General features: G+C 65.2%; 18 protein-coding genes. 6 read left to right on the forward strand and 12 right to left on the reverse strand.

Annotated features, from left to right (window positions below):
• Positions 1–5: 5 nt before the first annotated feature.
• The 6 genes from P5703_RS20165 to P5703_RS20190 form a co-directional block, all read right to left on the reverse strand.
• On the reverse strand, positions 6–680 hold the full coding sequence (locus tag P5703_RS20165) for a DUF1028 domain-containing protein (protein WP_285589318.1): 675 nt from the start codon (positions 678–680) through the stop codon (positions 6–8).
• A 70-nt stretch (positions 681–750) separates the two neighbouring features.
• The gene (locus P5703_RS20170; protein ID WP_013981509.1) at positions 751–1,092 is read right to left on the reverse strand and encodes a c-type cytochrome; all 342 of its coding nucleotides are present in this window, start codon (positions 1,090–1,092) and stop codon (positions 751–753) included.
• Positions 1,093–1,148: 56 nt separating this feature from the next.
• The gene (locus P5703_RS20175) at positions 1,149–2,417 is read right to left on the reverse strand and encodes a PQQ-dependent sugar dehydrogenase (protein ID WP_285589320.1); all 1,269 of its coding nucleotides are present in this window, start codon (positions 2,415–2,417) and stop codon (positions 1,149–1,151) included.
• Positions 2,418–2,569: 152 nt separating this feature from the next.
• Positions 2,570–3,028 carry a YehS family protein gene (locus tag P5703_RS20180; protein ID WP_011911603.1) on the reverse strand — a complete coding sequence of 153 codons (459 nt, stop codon included), beginning with the start codon at positions 3,026–3,028 and terminating at the stop codon, positions 2,570–2,572.
• A 63-nt stretch (positions 3,029–3,091) separates the two neighbouring features.
• Positions 3,092–4,480 (reverse strand): sigma-54-dependent transcriptional regulator, encoded by a 1,389-nt coding sequence (locus P5703_RS20185; protein WP_011911602.1) that lies wholly within the window; start codon positions 4,478–4,480, stop codon positions 3,092–3,094.
• Positions 4,473–5,951 (reverse strand): sensor histidine kinase, encoded by a 1,479-nt coding sequence (locus P5703_RS20190; protein WP_111481885.1) that lies wholly within the window; start codon positions 5,949–5,951, stop codon positions 4,473–4,475. The genes P5703_RS20185 and P5703_RS20190 overlap by 8 nt, the downstream gene beginning before the upstream one ends.
• A gap of 150 nt (positions 5,952–6,101) precedes the next feature.
• Here P5703_RS20190 and P5703_RS20195 point away from each other — a divergent pair, with 150 nt between their 5' ends.
• The gene (locus P5703_RS20195; protein WP_013981505.1) at positions 6,102–6,491 is read left to right on the forward strand and encodes a DUF4168 domain-containing protein; all 390 of its coding nucleotides are present in this window, start codon (positions 6,102–6,104) and stop codon (positions 6,489–6,491) included.
• A gap of 159 nt (positions 6,492–6,650) precedes the next feature.
• Here the strand turns inward: P5703_RS20195 and P5703_RS20200 are convergent, their stop codons facing one another.
• Positions 6,651–7,532, reverse strand: coding sequence for an alpha/beta fold hydrolase (locus P5703_RS20200; protein WP_014595596.1), 882 nt, complete (start codon positions 7,530–7,532; stop codon positions 6,651–6,653).
• Positions 7,533–7,991: 459 nt separating this feature from the next.
• On the opposite strand from P5703_RS20200, the gene P5703_RS20205 reads away from it, so the two are divergent.
• On the forward strand, positions 7,992–8,438 hold the full coding sequence (locus tag P5703_RS20205; RefSeq protein WP_013981503.1) for a DUF2147 domain-containing protein: 447 nt from the start codon (positions 7,992–7,994) through the stop codon (positions 8,436–8,438).
• Positions 8,439–8,511: 73 nt separating this feature from the next.
• On the opposite strand, the gene P5703_RS20210 is transcribed toward P5703_RS20205, so the two are convergent.
• Positions 8,512–9,237, reverse strand: coding sequence for a response regulator (locus P5703_RS20210; protein ID WP_017244096.1), 726 nt, complete (start codon positions 9,235–9,237; stop codon positions 8,512–8,514).
• The gene (dcuS, locus tag P5703_RS20215; protein WP_125920642.1) at positions 9,234–10,841 is read right to left on the reverse strand and encodes a DcuS/MalK family sensor histidine kinase; all 1,608 of its coding nucleotides are present in this window, start codon (positions 10,839–10,841) and stop codon (positions 9,234–9,236) included. Before dcuS ends, P5703_RS20210 begins: the two co-directional genes overlap by 4 nt.
• A 266-nt stretch (positions 10,842–11,107) precedes the next feature.
• Between dcuS and P5703_RS20220 the strand changes: the two genes are divergently transcribed.
• Positions 11,108–12,421: a 2-hydroxycarboxylate transporter family protein gene (locus P5703_RS20220; protein WP_011911595.1), complete on the forward strand. Its 1,314-nt coding sequence runs from the start codon at positions 11,108–11,110 to the stop codon at positions 12,419–12,421.
• Positions 12,422–12,496: 75 nt separating this feature from the next.
• Here P5703_RS20220 and P5703_RS20225 read toward each other — a convergent pair whose 3' ends face one another.
• The 3 genes from P5703_RS20225 to thiI form a co-directional block, all read right to left on the reverse strand.
• Positions 12,497–14,134 carry a methyl-accepting chemotaxis protein gene (locus P5703_RS20225; RefSeq protein ID WP_019407521.1) on the reverse strand — a complete coding sequence of 546 codons (1,638 nt, stop codon included), beginning with the start codon at positions 14,132–14,134 and terminating at the stop codon, positions 12,497–12,499.
• Positions 14,135–14,461: 327 nt separating this feature from the next.
• Complete coding sequence (typA, locus tag P5703_RS20230) at positions 14,462–16,282, reverse strand: translational GTPase TypA (RefSeq protein ID WP_011911593.1); 1,821 nt, start codon at positions 16,280–16,282, stop codon at positions 14,462–14,464.
• A gap of 167 nt (positions 16,283–16,449) precedes the next feature.
• Complete coding sequence (thiI, locus tag P5703_RS20235) at positions 16,450–17,904, reverse strand: tRNA uracil 4-sulfurtransferase ThiI (protein ID WP_285589335.1); 1,455 nt, start codon at positions 17,902–17,904, stop codon at positions 16,450–16,452.
• 340 nt (positions 17,905–18,244) lie between these two features.
• Between thiI and glnA the strand changes: the two genes are divergently transcribed.
• The 3 genes from glnA (at position 18,245) to P5703_RS20250 (ending at position 20,996) form a co-directional block, all read left to right on the forward strand.
• Positions 18,245–19,651 carry a glutamate--ammonia ligase gene (gene glnA / locus P5703_RS20240; RefSeq protein ID WP_011911591.1) on the forward strand — a complete coding sequence of 469 codons (1,407 nt, stop codon included), beginning with the start codon at positions 18,245–18,247 and terminating at the stop codon, positions 19,649–19,651.
• A 164-nt stretch (positions 19,652–19,815) separates the two neighbouring features.
• Positions 19,816–20,370: a DUF4124 domain-containing protein gene (locus P5703_RS20245; protein WP_011911590.1), complete on the forward strand. Its 555-nt coding sequence runs from the start codon at positions 19,816–19,818 to the stop codon at positions 20,368–20,370.
• Positions 20,367–20,996 (forward strand): DUF4124 domain-containing protein, encoded by a 630-nt coding sequence (locus tag P5703_RS20250; RefSeq protein WP_285589337.1) that lies wholly within the window; start codon positions 20,367–20,369, stop codon positions 20,994–20,996. The genes P5703_RS20245 and P5703_RS20250 overlap by 4 nt, the downstream gene beginning before the upstream one ends.
• Positions 20,997–21,141: the final 145 nt, after the last annotated feature.

Genomic DNA, 21,141 nt, shown 5'->3' on the forward strand with positions numbered 1-21,141 from the left:
CCGGCTCAGATGGTCTCCTCGCCGGCCGCCCCGGCCGGATTGGCGCGGGTCGGCATGGCGAGGATTTCCGGCACCACCTCGCGGGCGAACACCTCGTGCAACCGACGCAGCTCGGCGAAGGGGTCACGATGATGGTCGACGCGGATATCCCACAGCGGGTATTGCTCCTGGTCGACCACATACACCGTCGCCGAGGATTCGCCATGGCGGTCGCCACCCTCGGCGTCGCCAGCCGCCAGCGCGGCCATCAGGCGCTCCACCAGCGGCAGCTGCACGCTACCGACATAGGCTTCGCAAGCCGCCTCCAATACCTCCCGCCCCTTGAGCCGGTTGCCCTGCACGCAGAACTGCTCGCCGGCGATGGAGCCGGCCCAGGGCAGGCAGTGCTCGCCGGTCCAGCAGGCGGTGCGCCCGCTACTGTCGATGACCGCGCACTGGCGCAGCTCCATGCACGGATCGGTGCGCCGCAGCCGCTCGAGCACTTCGCCGGCCGGACTGAACTCGCGCAGGAAGCGCAGGCCGTCGATGCCCAGGTACGGATTGATCTGCGCCTGGGTCGCCACCGCGCCCACACGTGCCGCCGCGTGGGTCAGCAGCTTGCCCACGGCTGGCATGGCGGTGGCGGCGGCGACACCGATCTGCCCGGTGCGCGGGCAGCGGGCGACGATGGAAAAGGTCATGGGCGTGCTCTCTGGACTGGTCGCACGTTAGGCCGACGCCGAGGGGCAAACGTTCAGGCGGCCCCGTGTTTCATTCCGGCAGCTCGACACTGACCTTGATCGAGGAGTACCAGCGCGTCACCGCGGCGATGTCGTCATCGCCCAGCCCCGCAGCGATCACGCTCATTTGCGGATGCTTGCGCTCGCCGGAGCGGAACGCCTGCAGCTGGCGGGCCAGGTAGAGCTCGCCGTTGCCGGCCAGGTTAGGTGCGTCGGCGACCTTGGCGAGGCCGTCGATGCCATGACAGGCGGCGCACATCTTCGCCTTGGCCTTGTCCGCCGCAAGGTCGGCGGCCTGCAGCGACGGCGCCAGGCACAACAGTAACGGCAGCATGCGGCACAGGCGCCGGTGCGAAACGAGAGCGATGGGCATGCGGTACTCCTCGGATGGGCGCCGGCCCGCGGCGAGGCACGGGCCGGCGCGGCGGCTCACTTGCCCTGGTAGGAGATGCGATAGATGGCGCCGGCGGTGTCGTCACTGACCAGCAACGAGCCATCCTTGAGCTGGGCGACGTCAACGATGCGGCCGTAGTACTCGCCGGTTTCCTCGTCCAGCCAGCCTTCGGCGAAGGGCACCGTCTCGCCGGACGGACCGCTGCCATCGGCCGCAAACGGCGTGAACATCACCCGCGCACCGGCCGGCACGGTGCGGTTCCAGCTGCCGCGCTGGGCGCTGAAAAGCCCGCCGCGGTACTGCTCGGGAAACTGCTTGCCGGTGTAGAAGGTCAGGCCCATGTCGGCGGCGTGGGCAATGGTTTCCACCACCGGCGGGGTCAGGCCTTCCGGCGGCGTTTCGTCGGCGTACTCGTTGGTACGCACCTGGCCGCCGCCGTACCAGGGCATGCCGAACTTCATTCCGGCCTTGGGTGCACGATTGATCTCGCCTGGCGGCGTGTCGTCGCCCATACCGTCGACCTGGTTGTCGGTGAACCAGAGCTCCTTCGTCGTCGGGTGATAGGTGATGCCCACCGAGTTGCGCACGCCGGTGGCGTAGACCTCGCGCTTGCTGCCGTCGCGCTCCATGCGCACGATGCCGCCGATGCCGTGCCGCTCGTACAGCTCCAGCTTGTCCTTGGGCGGCACGTTGTGCGGCTGGCCGAGGGAGATGGTGAGCTTGTTGTCCGGGCTGATGGCACAGACCCGCGCGCCGTGGTTGTAGCTCTCTTCATCCTTGGGGATCAGCTCGCCGGTCGGCACCACGATGTCCGCCGCCACGTCCGGCCCCTCGTAGAAGAACTCGGCGGCCGGGAACACCAGCACGCGGTTGTGCTCGGCGACGAAGAGAAAGCCGTCCGGGCTGAAACAGGGGCCAGGCTGGGTGAAGGAGATCGCCGGGGCGAAGCGCTTCACCTCGTCGGCGGTGCGGTTCTTGGTGCGATCGGTGACCGCCCACAGGTCGGTCTTGCGGGTGCCGACGAAGACCACTCCGCTGGACGGCCCGACTGCCATATGGCGGGCATCGGGCACTACGGCGTAGAGGTCAATGCGAAACCCTTCGGGCAGCTTGATGCGTTTGAGGTTCTCGCGGATGGCATCGGCGGTGGGGCCGTCCTGGGCAATGGTCTTCATGTCCAGGGACTGGTCGGTGGTCTTCATCGAGCGCATGCGCTCCAGGGCTTCGTCACTGGTCGGCGCCGCGATGGCAGCGGCGCAGCTCAGCGCGAGCAGGGCGCTCAGGGTCAGGCGGAAGGTCTTCATGGCACGCACCTCGGGGCACCGCCACTGGGGGCGGTCATCTTGTTGTTATGGCGTTCCCGGCGCCGAGCTGCGCACCGGGCATGCGGCTAGCTGCCTGCTTCAGCGTAGCGGCCGCCCGGCCATTTACCACTTGAGGTGCCCTGCGGTGCAGCTCAGCCCTGGCGCAGCGAAAGCCCCTTGAGGAAATTGCGCAGCAGCTGGTCGCCGCAGGGCCGATAGTTGCTGTGCCCGGGCTTGCGGAACAGCGCGCCGAGCTCGGATTTCGACAGCTGCAGGTCGGCGGCATGCAGGATCGCCTGCAGGTCTTCGTCGCGCAGTTCGAAGGCCACCCGCAGTTTCTTCAGAATCTGGTTGTTGCTGACCGGCAGTTCCAGCGGCGGTGCCGGGCGGCTTTCATCCTTGCCACGCTTGAAATAGATCAGCCCGTCGAGAAAACGCGCCATCGCCTCGTCCGGGCATTCCTGATAGCCGTCCTCGTCCTCGCGGCTGAGCCAGGCGCGAACCTCGGCCTCGGCAACCGTGCAACCACCCAGGGCCGCGATTTCGGCCATCTGCGCATCGCTGACCTTGAGGGTGTAGCGCAGGCTGCGCAGGACGTCGTTGTTGAGCATGTTCGCTCCTCACTGGGAAAAGGCCGGCAGTGTGCGCCTTCGGGCGCCCTGCGGCGAGCCCGATCAGCCTTCCTCGCGCTCGCCGAGGCGTCTGTACAGCGTGCGCCGTCCGATGCCGAGCAAGGCCGCCGCGCGGCGCTTGTTGCCATCCACCAGCTTGAGCACGTGCTCGATATAACGCAGTTCCAGTTCTTCCAGGGTCGGCAGCAACGGGCCATCGCTGAGCTCGGCGAGCAGCTCGGCCCCGGCGCTGCGGGCCTTGTCGTCACGGTAGCTGGCGATGCGGCTGGGCAGGTGCTCCAGCTCGATGCTGCGCCCGTGGCAGAACGTCACTGCCCGCTCAATGGCGTTCTGCAGCTCGCGCACGTTGCCCGGGAACGGATAGCGGCGTAGCTGCTCCAGCGCCGCCGGCGCGATGCCGCGCACCGGCCGTCCGCCGCGCGCGGCAAAGTGGGCGACGAAGCCGGCGGCCAGCAATTCGAGATCCTCCTCGCGATCACGCAACGGCGGCACCTGCAGAATGAAGGTTTCCAGACGGAAGAACAGGTCTTCGCGGAACGCCTCGCGCCCGGCCTCGGTTTCCAGCGGGCGATTGCTGGCGGCGATGATGCGCACGTCCACGCTGAGTTCGCGCTCGGCACCCACCGGGCGGATCGTGCCTTCCTGCAGCACGCGCAGGAGCTTGGCCTGCAGCGGCAGCGGCATCTCGCCGATCTCGTCGAGAAAGAGCGTACCGCCGTCGGCCTGTTGGAACAGCCCCTTGTGCGCGCGATTGGCGCCGGTGAAGGCACCGGCGACATGGCCGAAGAACTCGCTTTCCAGGAGCTCGGCCGGCAACCCGGCGCAGTTGATGGCCAGGAACGGGCCGCCGGCGCGCTCGCTCTCGGCGTGCACCGCCCTGGCCACCAGTTCCTTGCCGGTGCCGCTCTCACCGATCACCAGTACCGGCCCTTCGGCACGGGCGAGCTGGCGGATCTGGTCGAACAGCCCGCGCATCACCCGGCTGCGTCCGAGCATGCCGTGGAAGCGATCATCGCTGAGCAGCTGCTGAAAGCGCCGCACTTCGTCGCGCAGGCGCCGCGTCTCCAGCGCGCGGCCGACCGCCAGGGCGAAGTGCTCGAGGTCCAGCGGCTTGGTGAGGAACTCGTCGGCGCCTTCCTTGAGCGCCGCCACCGCCTGCTGAATGCTGCCGAACGCGGTGATCACCAGAAAGGCCGGTGCCGCCTGCATGCTCTTCACCCGCCGCAGCAGCGCCATGCCGTCAGCGCCGGGCAGGCGCAGGTCGCTGACCACCAGCGCCGGCTCCCAGCTTTCCAGGGAACCCACCGCCTCCTCGGCGCTGGCCAGCGCGCGCACCTGCAGCCCGCGATCCTCCAGCTCCTCAACCAGCAGCTGGCGCAGGCTGTCATCGTCCTCGACCAGCAGCACACGCTCCTGCACCGCGTCAGTCATGATTCTCCTCCTCGCTCAATGGCAGCGCGATGCGAAATGCCGCACCCGGCAGCCGGCCGTGGACCAGCTCGATACGCCCGCCGCACTCGCTGACCACCCCATGGGCCACAGCCAGGCCGAGGCCGCTGCCTTCGCCCACCGCCTTGGTGGTGAAGAACGGCTCGAACAGCGCTCCGCGATGGCTTTCAGTAATGCCCGGGCCGTCATCCTCGACCTGCATGAACAACTCGCGACCGTCGCCCCACCAGCTCAGCCGTACCTCGCCTCCCGGGCTGGCCTGGGCGGCGTTGCGCAACAGATTGGTCAGCGCCTGCTCGAAACGCGGCGGGTCGACCCGGCAATGCAGTGTCTGCGGCGGCGCCTGCAGCTGCAGGCGGACTTCGAGCACGGCCAGCTCGTCGGCCACCGCCGCAGCGGCCGAATGCGCCAGCACCTCGGCCGGCACACGGCGCGGGGGTGAGCCGGCGGCCCGGCCGAAATCCAGCAGCTGACGGACGATCGCGCTAAGCCGCGCCACCTGCTGGCGAATCTGCAACAGCGCGCGGCGATGGCTTTCGGCCAGCTCGTCGTCGCGCAACACCCGCTGCGCCTTGCCATCGATCACGCTCAGCGGGCTGCCCAGCTCGTGGGCCACGCCGGCTGCCAACCGCCCCACTGCCGCCAGCTGCTGGCTCTGACGCAGGCGCGCCTGCAACTGCTCCTCGCGGGCCTGCTGCTCGGCGACCTGGCGTTCGGCGGCGGCGATGCTGTCGAGCATCTGGTTCAGCGCGCCGGACAGCACCATGATCTCCTGCGGCCCGCTGCGCGGTGCACGATGCTCGCGGTCGCCGGCCGCGACCCGCGCCATGCTACGCGCCAGCTGCTGCAGGTGCTTGCCCACGGCCGAACGGTGGCCAAGCAGGATCACCACCAGCGCCACGCCGGCCAGCAGCCCACCCAGCCCGGCAGCGATCAGCCGCAGGCGACGGATGTCGCGTTCGAAGTCACCCCAGCGCCGGGTCACCTGCAGCAGGCCATTGATCTGCCCACCGCTCTCTTCCAGCGGAACGAAATAGGAATACACCGGGCGACCGTTGATGCGCTGGTACTCGCCGGTCAGCTCGCCGCCTTCGGTGAGCTGCTGAATCGCCGACGCATCCTGATCCGGCTCCACCGCACCGGCATAGGCAGCCAGCTTGCCGTCACGGTCGTAGACGTAGGCGCCATAGACGCGGCCGACGCCAAGCACCGATTCCAGCACCTGCTGCAGGGTGCGCTCATGGTTCTTCTCCAGGCTGGCGCTGAGCGGCAGGCGCACCGCCCGCGCCACCAGCTCCACCTCGGCCTGCAGCCGCCGCTCGCTGTTGCGCTCCACCGTCCAGAGCACCACCGAACTGAAGCCGAACATGATTGCCATGAGCGGCACGATGACCTTGAGCAACAGCGCGCCGCGCAGGCTGGCTGGCCTCTGCCAGAGTGATACATGTGTCATACCGGCACACTACAGACCGCTGCCCGACAGGTCCACCGCACCCCGACGAAACGAAAAATGCCATTCAAATCAATGACATGAACCTTTGATCGAAAAGCTGGCACGGCTACTGCACCAGCGAACCCGTCTTTAACCGAAGCAGGAATGAACATGACCCAGCACAACGCTCGTCTCGCCTTCGCCGGTATTTTTTCGCTGTTCCTCGGCCTGGCCGCCCCCCTCGCATCGGCCCAATCAGCCAACCCGGCACCGGCTGCCCAGCCCGCCGCTGGCGCGCAAACGCAGCAGTTCAGCGAAAAGAAACTGGAAAGCTTCGCCGAGTCGCTCGGCGAGATCATGCAGATCCGTGAGGAGTTCACCGGCAAGCTGCAACAGACCGAAGACGCCAACAAGGCCCGCGACCTTCAGCAGCAGGCCAACGAGAAAATGCTTGGTGTGATCGAGGAAAACAACATCAGCATCGAGGAATACAACGCCATCAACGAAGCCGTGCAGACCGACCCGGAGCTGCGCAACCGCGTGATTGCGATGATGCAGTAAGCCGTCCCGGCGCTGCTGGCAAAGCAGCTCGCCCGAACGATCGGAGCCCCGCCCGGCCGATGCCGGCGGGGCTCTTTGGGTTTTTGATAACGACAACCTGATGCGCCACGCTTCAACAGCGGCGTGCTTCGAGAAGCGTTGGGCAGAGGTCCGGCGCGGTCACCGCCCGTGCAGTCCCTGCCTGAAGGCGAAGTAGTGTTCGAGCACCCGCTCCGGCGCCTCGACCTGCGGGTAGTGACCGATGCCCTCCAGCAGCACAGTGTCGGGCGCGGGAATCAGCTCGCGGTAGCGGGCCACCATGTGCGCGCCGGAGATCGGATCGGCCGCGCCGTCGATCACCCGCATCGGCACATCGCCGCGCTGCATGGCCGCCACCCATCGCTCGCGTTGTGCGACCCGCTCCGGCATGTAGCGGATCAGCCGGTGCATCACCGCAGGTCCGTTGCCTTCGGCGATCAGTCGCCAGTAATCGTCCAGTTCAGCATCGCTCGGCTGCGTCTGCGCACCGAACACCCGGCCGAACGTCGCCCCTAGCGTACGCCGCGAGAACAGCCGGCCTAGCAGAAAGCCGAACGGGCCGAGCAGCAGTTTCTGCACCCGCACCGGATGATGGGTTTCAGGGAACAGCCCGCCATTGAGGAACACGCAGCTGGCCAGCGCGATGCGTCCTTCGCAATGCCGTGCCAGCAACTCCTGAGCCACGCTGTCGCCATAGTCATGCGCCAGCACATGGATCGCACCGCCGATGCCCAGCTCCGACAGCAGTGCCTGCTGCAGGTCGGCCTGCTCAATCAGACTGTAGGCATGCCCGCGCGGCTTGGCCGAATAGCCGAAGCCGAGCATGTCGCAGGCAATCAGCCGGTAACGCGCCGCCAGCGGCTGCCAGACCTTGTGCCAGTCCCAGCTGGCGGTGGGAAAGCCATGGATCAACAGCAGCGGCTCACCTTCGCCGGCCGTCCAGTAGCGAATGCGCTTGCCGCCGAACGAGAATTCGCGAGCGTTCGCGCGCCACGTGTCCAGTGCCATGCCTTCGGTGCTCATACGCGGTCGCTCGCGTCACTACTGCCAGCGCTCCCCGGCACGCCCGCGCCTGCGGCCGTGCCCTTCCAGGTGAAGGCAGTAACCGGCCGAAAACCAGCAGGCAGACCAATACGGGGCTGCCCCTCGATAGAGGTCTTTTCGTTGAGATGAAGCGGATGCAGCGTAAGGGCGACGGTCACGAGGGTTTCTCTTCTTGTTCTGGCGACGGAACAGTCTAGCGGTACGGAATGGCATGCAGACTCGCGCTGCCGGCCAGCTTAGTGGCCCCGCGAGTCAGCCACGCGCGCAGGCGTGACATCGCCTTCACCGCCATTTGGTCTCAGCCATGCCGAACCCAGCCGAAACAGGACGACTAAAAGGGCGTATGTGACGAGAACCAACCGGTCAGCCGGCAAGCCGCAACCGGGCTGTATCGCCGGTGATAGAGTCGGTGCCACCTATTCGATCATTGGAGAAACCATGCGCCCATTGTTCAACGCCCTGCTGCTGGCCCTGCCGCTCGCATTCTCTTCGCTGGCCTCAGCCGCCGACTCGCCCGCCGGGCGCTGGCAGACCATCGACGACGAAACCGGCAAGCCCAAGTCCATCGTCGAGATCCAGCAGGCGGCCGATGGCAGCCTGACCGGCAAGGTGGTGGAAATCCTGCAGTCGGACCATGGCCCGAACCCGCTGTGCACCGAGTGCGAAGGCGAGCGCAAGGACCAGCCCATCACCGGCATGACCATTCTCTGGGACCTCAAGCCGGACGGCGAGCAGGTCTGGAGCAACGGCACCATCCTCGACCCGGCCAAGGGCAAGACCTACCGCTCCAAGGCCAGGTTGCTGGATGGCGGCAACAAGCTGGAGGTACGCGGCTACATCGGCATCGAGGCGCTGGGTCGCAGCCAGACCTGGGTGCGCCAGTAACGCCACCGTCGCCCCGGCTGGCCATGCCGCGGGTCAGGCGTCTTCAACGGGCTAGCCGGCTGGCGGGCCACCATCAGCCCTGTGCCAGCCGCTGCAGCGCAACACGGTCGAGGCAGCGATAGCGGAACGACGGCCGGCCGATCTGCCCGTAGTGGAAGGATTCCTCCAGCAGCTGCGCGTCCGTGAGGTGCTTGAGGTACTTGCGCACCGAGACGCGGGACATCCCGGTGGCGGTCAGCAGGTTTTCGCTGGTGAAACTGTCTTCCTCCAGCGCCAGGATCGCCTGCGCCACCTGGGCCAGCGATGCCGGGGTCAGCCCCTTGGGCAGGTCGCCGGGACGACGCACGTCCGCCGCGGCAGGCTGGCTGAACAGCCGGTCGATGTCGCCCTGGCCGAGCTGTTCCGGCAACCGCGATAGCGCATCACGGGCGCGCCGGCAGCTCTCCACGGCATCGCGGAAGCGTTCGAAGCTGAACGGTTTGACCAGGTAATCCCGCGCGCCGAGGCGCTGGGCGGCACGTACCGTCTCGATCTCCGATGCCGCAGTGATCAACACGGCATCGGTGTTGCGGTCCTCGGCACGCAGGTAGCGCAGCACCTCGAGGCCGGAGCGGTTGCGCAAGTAGACGTCGAGCAGCAGCAGGTCCACCGTCTCGTCCGCCAGCAGTTCGAGTGCCGCCGGCACGCTGGCACACTGGCCGACCAGCTCGATGCCGTCGAGACGGGCCAGATAGTCCACGTTCAGGCGCATGACCATCGGGTCGTCCTCGACGATCAGCACGCGCAGGGCGGTTTTCATGGTGTTCCCTCCGTGGCGGCGGTGCGATAGGGCAGCTCGACCTCGAACAGGCTGCCGCGGCCCGCTTCCGAGTAGACCGCCAGGGTACCGCCCCAGGCGTCGACCTGTTCGCGCACCGCGGCCAGACCGATGCCGCGCCGCTCGCCCTTGGTCGATACGCCGCGCTCGAAGATCTGCTCGCGCACCTCGGGCTGTATGCCGCCGCCGCTGTCCTGTACGTGCAGCGAGAGCAGCGCCTCGTCGTAGTCGAGGGTCAGGCTGACACGCTGCTCGGCCTGCTCGGCGACGGCCTCGAAGGCGTTCTCTAGCAGGTTGCCGAGGATGGTCACCAGGCCGTGGATCCGTTCCGGCGCGGCGGCCGGCACCGGATGTTCGACCTCCACCTGGAAAACGATGCCGCGCTCGCGGGCTTCGCTCTGCTTGCCCAGCAGGAAGCCGGCCAGGACCGGTTCGCCGATGCCCTCCACCAGCGCCGTGGCGGGCGCCAGCTGGTGATCGGCGAGGTCGCGCAGGTAGGCGCGCAGCGCATCCAGATCACCCATCTGCGCCAGCCCGAGCAGCACGTGCAGCTTGTTCTTGAACTCGTGGGTCGCCGCGCGCAGCGCTTCGGCATAGCGGCTGACGCCAGTCAGCTGTTCGGCCAGCGCGTTGACTTCACTCTTGTCGCGGAAGGTGGCGATGGCCCCGATCACCCGGCCCTGGTGACGAATCGGCGCGCGGTTGGCAAGGATGGCCAGGCCGTTGAGGCTGAACTCGCGATCCAGCTGCTCGCTGGCGCTGGCCAGCACTTCGGGCAGGCCGCTGGTGGGCAGATACTCGGCGATCGGCCGCCCCAGCGGAGGCTTGCCCAGCCCGGTGCTGACCAGCAGGCGCTCCGCGGCCGGGTTGACCAGGGTGATGCGCGCCTGATCGTCGACCGCCAGCACGCCCTCGCGCACCGAGGCCAGCATCGCCTGGCGCTCTTCCACCAGGCGGGTGATTTCGTAGGGCTCCAGCCCCAACAGCACGCGCTTGATATAGCGCGCCAGCAGGTGCGCGCCGAGCACGGTCAGCAGCATCAGTACGAGCACGCCGACCACCACGTCGCGCCGATGCTCGCTGAGCAGCTCACCAAGGGAGGCCAGGGTCACGCCGACCGATACCGCGCCGAGCACGTCGCCCTGTGCGTCCAGCACCGGAGCAAAGCCGCGGATGCTGGTACCCAGGCTGCCTTCAGCGCGCGAACTGTAGGTTTCGCCGGCCAGCGCCGGGCCTTCATCGTCACCGCGAAAGGCCTGGCCGATGCGTGCCGGTTCCGGATGGGTAAGGCGCAGGGCATGCCGATCCATCACCACGATGAAATCGACCCCCAGCCGCTGGCGCAGATTGTCGATATCGCGTTGCAGCGGGTTGTCGGCGGTGAAATCCATGGTCATCCCGACCAGCGCCTGGCGCACGTCGTCACGCGCCGCAACGCTCTGTGCGACGTTGGTCACCCGCGCGGCCTGGCCTTCTTCGAGGGTGTCCTGCAGCTGCACGTTGAACAGCCAGAGCGCAAGACCGAGGGCCAGCACCAGCATGACGGCGACCAGCAGCGAGATCAGGGTATTCAGGCGCAGGCGCAAGGTCGTTCTCCAGTGGCTGAGCGGCGCTCAAGGGCCGCGATAGAGGGCTGGATCGAGCCAGCGGGGCGCCGGCGGGTCAAGCTCGGCGGCGCTTTTTTTAGTTTCGTAATGCTTTTTTAACTTCGCCAAACATTGGCCGCGAAGCATCTCTGCTTAAGGTAGCCGCGCACGGTTGTCCGGCTGTGCACGTCCGCCCGCATCGGGCGCTATCGCAACCATGACCCGTACGCGCGCCGCCTGGCTGCCGCGTTCGAAGGAGTACAACAATGAATCGGACCCCGTTGAGCACTGCCGTGCCTGACTGCAACCCGTCCCTGTCCGTGTTTTCCCAGCGCATCTTCAATCTGCCGCTGCCACTGTTCGCCATCGCCCTGCTCGTCATGGCCGCCGCCATCGCTACCGATACCCTGCCCAGCGGGATGATCGGCGCGCTGCTGGTGATGATGCTGCTAGGCGAATTGCTCGGCTTTGCCGGCGACCGCTTGCCGATCATCAAGACCTACCTGGGCGGCGGCGCGATCCTGGCGCTGTTCGGTGCCGCGGCCATGGTCTATTTCGGCTGGCTGCCCAAGGCGGTGGCGGACGACGTCGCCAGCTTCATGAAGGGCGGCGGCTTTCTCGACTTCTATATCGCCGCGCTGATCACCGGCAGCATCCTCGGCATGGATGCCAAGGTGCTGGTGAAAGTCGGCTCGCGCTACGCGCTGCCGCTGCTTTGCTCGGTGCTGTTCGCGGCGCTGTTCGCCATGGCCGTGGGCGCGCTGCTCGGTTTCTCGCCGCAGGATGCGGTGGTGGTCATCGCCATGCCGATCATGGGCGGCGGCATGGGTGCCGGTGCGGTACCGATGAGCCAGATCTACGAGCAGCTGCTCGGCCAGCCGGCCAGCTACTACATCTCGATCCTGGTGCCGGCCCTGGCCCTGGGCAATGTCTTCGCGATCATCATCGCCGGATTGCTCAACGGCCTGGGCAATCGCTACCCGTCACTAACCGGCAACGGCCAGATGATGCCGGGCGTGGATGTCAGCGACAAGGAAGGCCCGATCACCCTACCCGCGCTGGGCATCGGTCTGGTCGCGGCACTGAGCTTCTTCATCGCCGGGCAGATCCTCGGCAAGTTCGTGCCGTTGCATCCCTATGCACTGATGATCGTGCTGGTGGCGCTGCTCAAGATCAGCAACCTGGTGCCCGAGTCGATCAACGACGCCGCCTCCCAGTGGTTCCGCTTCGTCGCGCGCAATTGGACCTTCGCCCTGCTGTTCGGCATCGGCGTGGCCTTCACCGACCTCGGCCAGGTGATCGACGCCATCTCGCTGACCTATGTGCTGATCGTCTTCGCCGTGGTTGCCGGTGCGGCGTTCGGCGCCGGCCTGGTGGGCAAACTGGTGGGCTTCTATCCGATCGAGTCGGCCATCACCGCCGGCCTGTGCATGGCCAACATGGGCGGCACCGGTGATGTCGCGGTGCTCTCCGCCGCCCGGCGCATGTCGCTGATGCCCTTCGCGCAGATCTCCTCGCGCCTGGGCGGTGCATTGATCCTGCTGATTTCCAGCGTCGTGGTGCCGCTGTTCTTTACCTAACCGGCATTCCAGATCGTCGGAAAGTGAAAAGCCCCGGCCTTGTGGTCGGGGCTTTTCTGTTCAGCCAACGGGTCGTCAACCGCGGAAGTAGTTGACCTTGCGATTCAGCTCTTCGGCGAGCAGGGTCAGGTCCTGGCTGGAAGACGCCACCTGGTTCGAGGCGGCGGAACTGGCGACGGTGGAGTCGTGGATACGCGTGACACTCTGATTGACCTCTTCCGCCACTGCGCCCTGCTCCTCGGAAGCCGTCGCGATCTGCGCGTTCATTTCGTTGATCGAACCCACTTCCTGACGAATCTTGGCCAGCGCATTCTCCGCCTGCAGCGTCTGCTCGACGGTCTGCTGCGCCAGCTGCTTGCTCGACTGCATCACCTCCACCGCTCTGCCGGCGCCAGCCTGCAGCGAGGCGATCATCTCGCTGATTTCGCTGGACGACAGCTGCGTGCGGTTGGCCAGCGAGCGCACCTCGTCGGCCACCACTGCGAAGCCGCGACCATGCTCGCCGGCACGCGCCGCCTCGATCGCCGCATTGAGCGCGAGCAGGTTGGTCTGCTCGGCGATCGCGGTGATGACCTGCAGGATCTTTTCGATATCGCCGCTTTGCGCCGAGACCTGGTTGACGGTTTCGGTCGCGCTTTCCAGCACTTTGGCCAGGTTATGGATGGAGACGGCTGTTTCGCCGACGATTCGCGTTCCGGTCTCGACCTGCTCGTCGGCGCTCTTCGCCGCTGCGGCGGCGCGGGCGGCGAAGCTCGCCACCTCGTTCACCGTCGTGGCCATCTGATTGATCGCCGTGGCCACCTGCTCGGCCTCGGCCGACTGATGCTGGATCTGCTGATTGCTGTTCGCCGACGAGGTACGCAGCTCACCCGAAGCGACACCGACGCCGTCGGCGGCAGCGCGCACCTCGGCAATAATTGCGGTGAGGCGGCTGGCCATCTTGGCGGTCGCCCCCATGACGCTGTCCGGGTACGGGGTGACGATTACCTGGCCGAGATCACCATTGGCCAGGTTGCCGATCACGCGGGCCACCTCGTCGGGCTCGGCGCCGAGGGTCGAGCGCAGCTTGCGGATGATTACGACGGCAATGGCCACCCCGAGCAGAACCGCCACGCCAGTCACCGCGACGATGAGCGCGAGGAAGCCGCTGGCGGTTTCCCGGACCACGGCCACGTCCTGATTGATGCTCGCTTCCTGGTGATCGATGAATGCATTGATCAGCCGCAGCCATTCGGTATAGGCCCCGGCGACATTGTCCAAGAGGAATTCGTGGGCACGCGCCGAATCCTCGCTGAAGCGCAGTTCGACCACCTGCCGGGTCAGCGCATTGGTCTTCGCCTCGATGGTCTCGATCTGCTGCATCAGCTGCTTTTCTACGGTATCGGCGGAGGGCTGCGCGAGCATCGTCTTCATCGGCGCCGCCGAGTCAGCATACAGCTGCGCCAGGCGCTCGATCTCCGCCACCTGCCCGCGAGCGAACGCGGGATCAGCAGCACTGACGGCGTCGCGCACGGCAATCGCGCGGTCGTGCACGCTGCCACGGAAGTTGATCGCATAGCGTTGTTTCAGACCAGCCTGCGAGCTGATCTGACTCATGCTCCGGTCGATGACGTCGACTTTGAGCGCGCTGACCACGGCGACCGCCACCATCAACGCCAGAATCACGAAAAATCCCAGGCCCAGACGCATGGAAACCGACATCTGCTTGTTCATCGAACACTCCCTTTGCGAGGCTGCTCGGCAGCCAATCGGTCAGTCATCGAGGACCCGGACACATTTGCACCGAGCCAAAACTTGTACAACATCATGTCATTGTGACATTACTTGTACAAGTTTTATTGCCGCCTGGACGGGCGCTGACTGCTGGCGATGAGCCCGGCTGATAGGAATCTAACTAAGCGATACTGCTGCAAAAGGGTTGTACAACTTTCAATGCAACGTCCTCACAGATTCCGGCGCCGCTGCGCTGGCCGATGTGCGGCGTGCGTGAAAACGCAAAAAGGCGCCCGAAGGCGCCTTTTTGCAGTTTCGCAACGGGGATTACACCTTGCTGCGCTCGTAACGCTTGCGGTCGTTCTCGTTCAGCATCTTCTTGCGCAGACGGATCGATTTCGGCGTCACTTCCACCAGCTCGTCATCAGCGATGAATTCCAGCGCCTGCTCGAGGGTGAACTTGATCGGCGGAACCAGGGCGATGACCTCGTCCTTGCCGGACGCGCGCATGTTGTCGAGCTTCTTGCCCTTGGTGGGGTTGATCACCAGGTCGTTGTCACGGCTGTTGATGCCGCACAGCTGGCCTTCGTAGATGTCCTGGCCGGGCTCGAGGAACAGCTTGCCGCGAGCCTGCAGGGTTTCCAGCGAGTAGGTCAGTGCGGTACCGGTGGCCATGGAGACCAGCACGCCGTTCTGGCGGTTGGTCACTTCGCCGGCCTTGATCGGGCCGTAGTGGCTGAAGGTCGAGGTCAGGATGCCGGTACCCGAGGTCAGGGTCAGGAAGTTGTTGCGGAAACCGATCAGGCCGCGCGCCGGGATGGTGTACTCCAGGCGGATGCGACCCTTGCCGTCGGGGATCATGTTGGTCAGATCGCCCTTGCGCAGGCCCATCTGTTCCATCACCGGTCCCTGGTGCTGCTCCTCGATGTCGATGGTGACGTTCTCGTAGGGCTCCTGCTTCTCGCCGGCCTCGTTCTCGATGATCACCACTTCCGGGCGGCCGACGGCCAGCTCGAAGCCTTCGCGGCGCATGGTTTCGATCAGTACCGACAGGTGCAGCTCACCACGGCCGGAGACCTTGAACTTCTCCGGGCTGTCGCCCTGCTCGACACGCAGCGCCACGTTGTGCAGCAGTTCCTTGTCCAGACGGTCCTTGATGTTGCGGCTGGTGACGAACTTGCCTTCCTTGCCGGCGAAGGGCGAGTCGTTGACCTGGAAGGTCATGGATACGGTCGGCTGGTCGACGGTCAGCGGCGGCAGCGCCTCGACGGTGTTCTGGTCGCAGAGGGTATCGGAGATGTACAGCTCGTCCATGCCGGATACGCAAACGATGTCGCCGGCGGTGGCTTCCTGGACTTCCACGCGCTGCAGACCGGAGTGACCCATGATCTTCAGGATACGGCCGTTACGCTTCTTGCCGTCGGCGCCGATGGCGGTCACCGGGCTGTTGGCCTTGATGGTGCCGCGAGCGATGCGGCCGATACCGATCACACCGAGGAAGCTGTTGTAGTCCAGCTGGGAGATCTGCATCTGGAACGGGCCGTCGACGTCCACCTTGGGCGCCGGAACATGGTCGATGATGGCCTGGAACAGGGCATCCATGTTGTCGTCCATGTTCTCGTGGTCCATGCCGGCGATGCCGTTCAGGGCGCTGGCGTAAACGATCGGGAAGTCCAGCTGCTCGTCGCTGGCGCCGAGGTTGTCGAACAGGTCGAAGATCTGGTCGATGACCCAGTCCGGACGCGCGCCCGGGCGGTCGATCTTGTTCACCACGACGATCGGACGCAGGCCGGCCTTGAACGCCTTCTGGGTCACGAAGCGGGTCTGCGGCATGGGGCCGTCCTGGGCGTCGACCACCAGCAGTACGGAGTCCACCATGCTCATCACGCGCTCGACTTCACCGCCGAAGTCGGCGTGGCCGGGGGTGTCGACGATGTTGATGTTGTAGCCGTTCCACTTCAGTGCGGTGTTCTTGGCCAGGATGGTGATGCCGCGTTCCTTTTCCTGGTCGTTGGAGTCCATCACGCGCTCGTTTTCCGCTTCTTTGCGGTCCAGGGTGCCGGACAGGCGTAGCAGCTTGTCGACGAGGGTGGTCTTGCCATGGTCGACGTGGGCGATGATGGCGATGTTGCGAAGATTCTCGATCACTGATTCGTTTCTCTGTAGATGGCTTCGAGCTCGGGCTGGAAGCTGGGAATAGTCCGGACGACGTCAGGCTGTCCGATTGGTTACGACTGGGGCCTTGCGATCAGCAGCGGTCGGGAGGGCGGTGGCGAATGCTGCCACCCAATAGCCCCGGCTGTTTCACCGATGCGTCAGGCCGGACGATAGACGCGAACATTTACATGCCCCTCGCTCAGCAGATGGTGAGCATGCAGGCGGCTCATGACACCTTTGTCGCAATACAGCAGGTACTGGCGGTTTTCATCCAGTTCCTTGAAACGGTTGTTCAGCGCGTAGAACGGCAGGGTCTGAACTTCGATGCCGGACAGTTCGAGGGGTTCGTCCTCGGCGGCATCGGGGTGACGAATGTCGAGGATGACCTGGCCGGCCATTGCCTCGCTGACTTCCTCGACCTTGATGTCTTCGCCCAGTTCGTCGATCACCCGGTCGATCGGTACCTGACGGGCACTGGCCAGAGCGCGCTCGAGGATGGCCATGTCGAACTGCTTTTCCTCGTGCTCGACGCGATAGCGCTTGGCGCGGGTGGTGGGGTTCTTGGAGATCACGCCGCAGTACTCGGGCATGTTCTTGGCGAACTCGGCGGTGCCGATCTGGAAGGCGGTATCGATGATGTCCTGCTTGTGGCTGGCGATCAGCGGGCGCAGCACCAGCATGTCGGTGGCCGAATCGATCACCGAGAGGTTCGGCAGGGTCTGGCTGGACACCTGGGAAATCGCCTCGCCGGTGACCAGCGCGTCGATATGCAGGCGCTCGGCGATCTCGGTCGAGGCCCGCAGCATCATGCGCTTCAGGACCACGCCCATCTGACTGTTGTCAACCTTCTGCAGGATTTCGCCGACCACTTCCTCGAACGGCACGCTGATGAACAGCACGCGGTGCGAGCTGCCGTACTTCTTCCATAGATAGTGGGCCACTTCCATCACGCCCAGCTCATGAGCGCGGCCGCCGAGGTTGAAGAAGCAGAAGTGGGTCATCAGGCCGCGACGCATCATCTGGTAGGCGGCAACGGTGGAGTCGAAACCACCGGACATCAGCACCAGGGTCTGCTCCAGCGCACCCAGCGGGTAGCCGCCGATGCCATCGTGCTGCTCGTGTACGACGAACAGGCGCTGGTCGCGAATTTCCATGCGCACCTCGATCTCCGGTGCCTTCAGCGAGATGCCGGCGGCACCGCACTGCTGACGCAGCTGGCTGCCGACATGACGCTCGACATCCATGGAGCTGAACGGGTGCTTGCCGGCGCGCTTGCAGCGCACGGCGAAGATCCTGCCCGGCAGGCGTTCCGCGTAATGCGCCTCGCACCTGGCGACGATGTCGTCGAGATCACCCAGCGGGTATTCGTGCACTTCCAGACAATGGGCGATGCCGGGCGTGCAGCGCAGGCGCTCGATCATCTCGCGCAGCGGCTTGGGCTCGCTGAGCGCGGTTTCCACCTCGATGTTGTCCCACACGCCTTCGACCCGCACCTCGGGGTCGAGCTCGCGCAGCACGGTGCGGATGTTCTTCGCCAACTGACGAATGAAGCCCTTGCGCACCGGCGGGCTCTTGATGGTGATTTCGGGAAAAACCTTGACGATCAGCTTCATGGAAACAGCGCGGGTGCCGGTATGGCTGGAAAAGAGGGGCGCGGAGTATAGCGGAAACTGCTCAAGATTTAATCGCTTTCTTTGAGGCCGGGCGCCGCGCACCAAAACAATGCGCAGCCACGACCGCTCGCACCATTAACGCGCACGCTTTGGCCATGACGACTAGCATTTAGCACGGCCAAACGCCGCGGCAGCGCTGTTGCGGGCCTGCAGTCCCAAGAAGGAGCACTGGCATGCAATTTGCTCTCTTGTGAGGCAGGTCGCCTTGGCGGAACATCGCCGCCCGGCTTCACCCTGATTCGGAAGCTCACTGTCACGCTTCCACCACTTGGAGAACACCATGTCGAAGTCGCTTCAACTGATCAAAGATTACGATGTGAAGTGGATTGATCTGCGCTTCACCGATACCAAAGGCAAGCAGCACCACGTCACCGTCCCGGCTCGTGATGCCCAGGATGAAGACTTCTTCGAGCACGGCAAGATGTTCGACGGTTCGTCCATCCATGGCTGGAAAGGCATCGAAGCCTCCGACATGATCCTGATGCCGGTCGACGAGACCGCGGTACTCGATCCGTTCACCGAAGAGCCGACCCTGATCCTGGTCTGTGACATCGTCGAGCCGAGCACCATGCAGGGCTACGACCGCGACCCGCGCTCCATCGCCAAGCGCGCCGAGGAATTCCTCAAGACCACCGGTATCGGTGACACCGTTTTCGTTGGCCCGGAGCCGGAGTTCTTCATCTTCGACCAGGTCAAGTTCAAGTCGGACATCTCCGGCTCGATGTTCAAGATCTACTCCGAGCAGGGCTCCTGGATGACCGACCAGGACGTCGAAGGCGGCAACAAGGGCCACCGCCCGGCCGTCAAGGGCGGTTATTTCCCGGTTCCGCCGTGCGACCACGACCACGAAATCCGTACCGCCATGTGCAACGCCATGGAAGAGATGGGCCTGGTCGTCGAAGTGCACCACCACGAAGTGGCCACGGCCGGTCAGAACGAAATCGGCGTGAAGTTCAACACCCTGGTCGCCAAGGCCGACGAAGTTCAGACCCTGAAGTACTGCGTGCACAACGTCGCCGACGCCTACGGCAAGACCGCCACCTTCATGCCGAAGCCGCTGTACGGCGACAACGGCTCGGGCATGCACGTACACATGTCGATCTCCAAGGACGGCAAGAACACCTTCGCCGGCGAAGGCTATGCCGGCCTGTCCGAGACCGCTCTGTACTTCATCGGCGGCATCATCAAGCACGGCAAGGCGCTGAACGGCTTCACCAACCCGTCGACCAACTCCTACAAGCGTCTGGTCCCGGGCTTCGAAGCACCGGTCATGCTGGCCTACTCGGCGCGCAACCGCTCGGCCTCGATCCGTATTCCGTACGTTTCCAGCCCGAAAGCCCGTCGTATCGAAGCGCGCTTCCCGGACCCGGCTGCCAACCCGTACCTGTGCTTCGCTGCACTGCTGATGGCTGGCCTGGATGGCATCCAGAACAAGATCCATCCTGGCGATGCCGCCGACAAGAACCTGTACGATCTGCCGCCGGAAGAAGGCAAGCTGATCCCGCAGGTCTGCGGCAGCCTGAAGGAAGCCCTGGAAGAGCTGGACAAGGGCCGCGCGTTCCTGACCAAGGGCGGCGTGTTCTCCGACGAGTTCATCGATGCCTACATCGAGCTGAAGTCCGAGGAAGAGATCAAGGTGCGCACCTTCGTGCACCCGCTGGAATACGACCTGTACTACAGCGTCTGATCCAGTTCGCGTGACAGGAAGGCCACCCTCGGGTGGCCTTCTTCGTTTCTGCCCGGCGACCGTCATCCGTGCAGCTTGTCACGCCTCGCAAATCGCAGCGATCGTGCTTGCCTGAAGGCCGCTGCAGTGCAAGGCTTCGGCAGTCAAACTCCGCGGAGCCTCCCATGCGTAGCGCCCTGTTCAGCCTGCTGTTCATCCTCAGCGTCCCGGCCTTCGCCGAGATCTACAAGTACACCGACGCGCAAGGCAATACGGTGTTCACCAACCAGCCGCCCGAAGGCGTGCAGGCCGACACGGTGGACCTGCCGCCGGCCAACACCGTGAACATCCGCACGCCCGAGCCGCCGCCTCCTCTGCCGGACCGTCAGCAGAATCAGCAGGCGCCCTACCAGACGCTGATGCTGAGCGGCATTCCCGACGCCGAGGCACTGCGCGCCAACAACGGTACCTTCGTCGTCAGCGCCCTGCTGGAACCGCCGCTGCAACCGGGCCATACCTTGCGCTTCATGCTCGACGGCATCCCCCAGGCCGCACCCAGCCCGGCGACCTCGCTGCAACTGAACAACGTCGAACGCGGCGACCATCGCCTGCACGTCGAGGTACTGAGCGGCGAGCGCATCATCCAGCGCAGCGAGCCGGTGTTGTTCACCGTGCAGCGGGTCAATACCTCGAGCCCCGCACTGCGTCCGCCGCCACCGAAGCCGAGACCAGCTCCTTGAGCATCCTTCGCAAGGTGACGACCATCCTGCTGCTCGGCACCGCCCTGCCTGCGCTGGGCGGCATCTATTCCTACACGGATGCCGAGGGCAACCGGGTCTTTACCGACCGACCTAGCGGCCAGGCAGTGGAAGAGGTGCAGCTAAAGCTCTCCAACAGCATGGCAACCCAGCCGACAACCGCCCCGCGTGTGGTCCAGCGGCCGAAGCAGCAGGCGGCAGCCATCCGCTATCAGCTACAGATCCTCAGCCCGGCCGCAGACGAGGCGATCCGCAACAACGCCGGCACGGTCAGCGTCACCGTAGAGGCCGAGCCCGCGCTGCAGCCCGGCCATTTCTACCAGCTGCTGCTCGACGGCGAGCCATTCGGCGCCCCCGGCGAGCAGACCAGCTTCCAGCTGAGCAATGTCGATCACGGCACCCATCAGCTGGCGGTCGCGGTGGTAGACGCACAGGAGCGGGTCCTGCAACAGTCAGAAAGCCGGTCCTTCCATCTGATTCGCACCTCATTGGCCCAGCGGCGCATGGTCAATCCGTGCAAGAAAGCCGATTACGGCGTGCGCCCGGAATGCCCGCTCAAGGACAAACCGGTAGAAAAACGCGACATTCCCTTCGTGCCCTTTCTATGATCATTGAGTGCACCTGTTTGGTGCGCCCAATGAACGAGCCGATCGTTCGTCACCAAATTGGGTCACCGAACAGCCCGTAGGGCTGCAGCATCACACCGATCCGCGCCGCAATGGCGCGCTTGGTTTGGTTCTTGCATTTCCTGCA

It is taken from the genome of Stutzerimonas sp. FeSN7 (assembly GCF_030263795.1).
GTDB lineage: Bacteria > Pseudomonadota > Gammaproteobacteria > Pseudomonadales > Pseudomonadaceae > Stutzerimonas > Stutzerimonas stutzeri.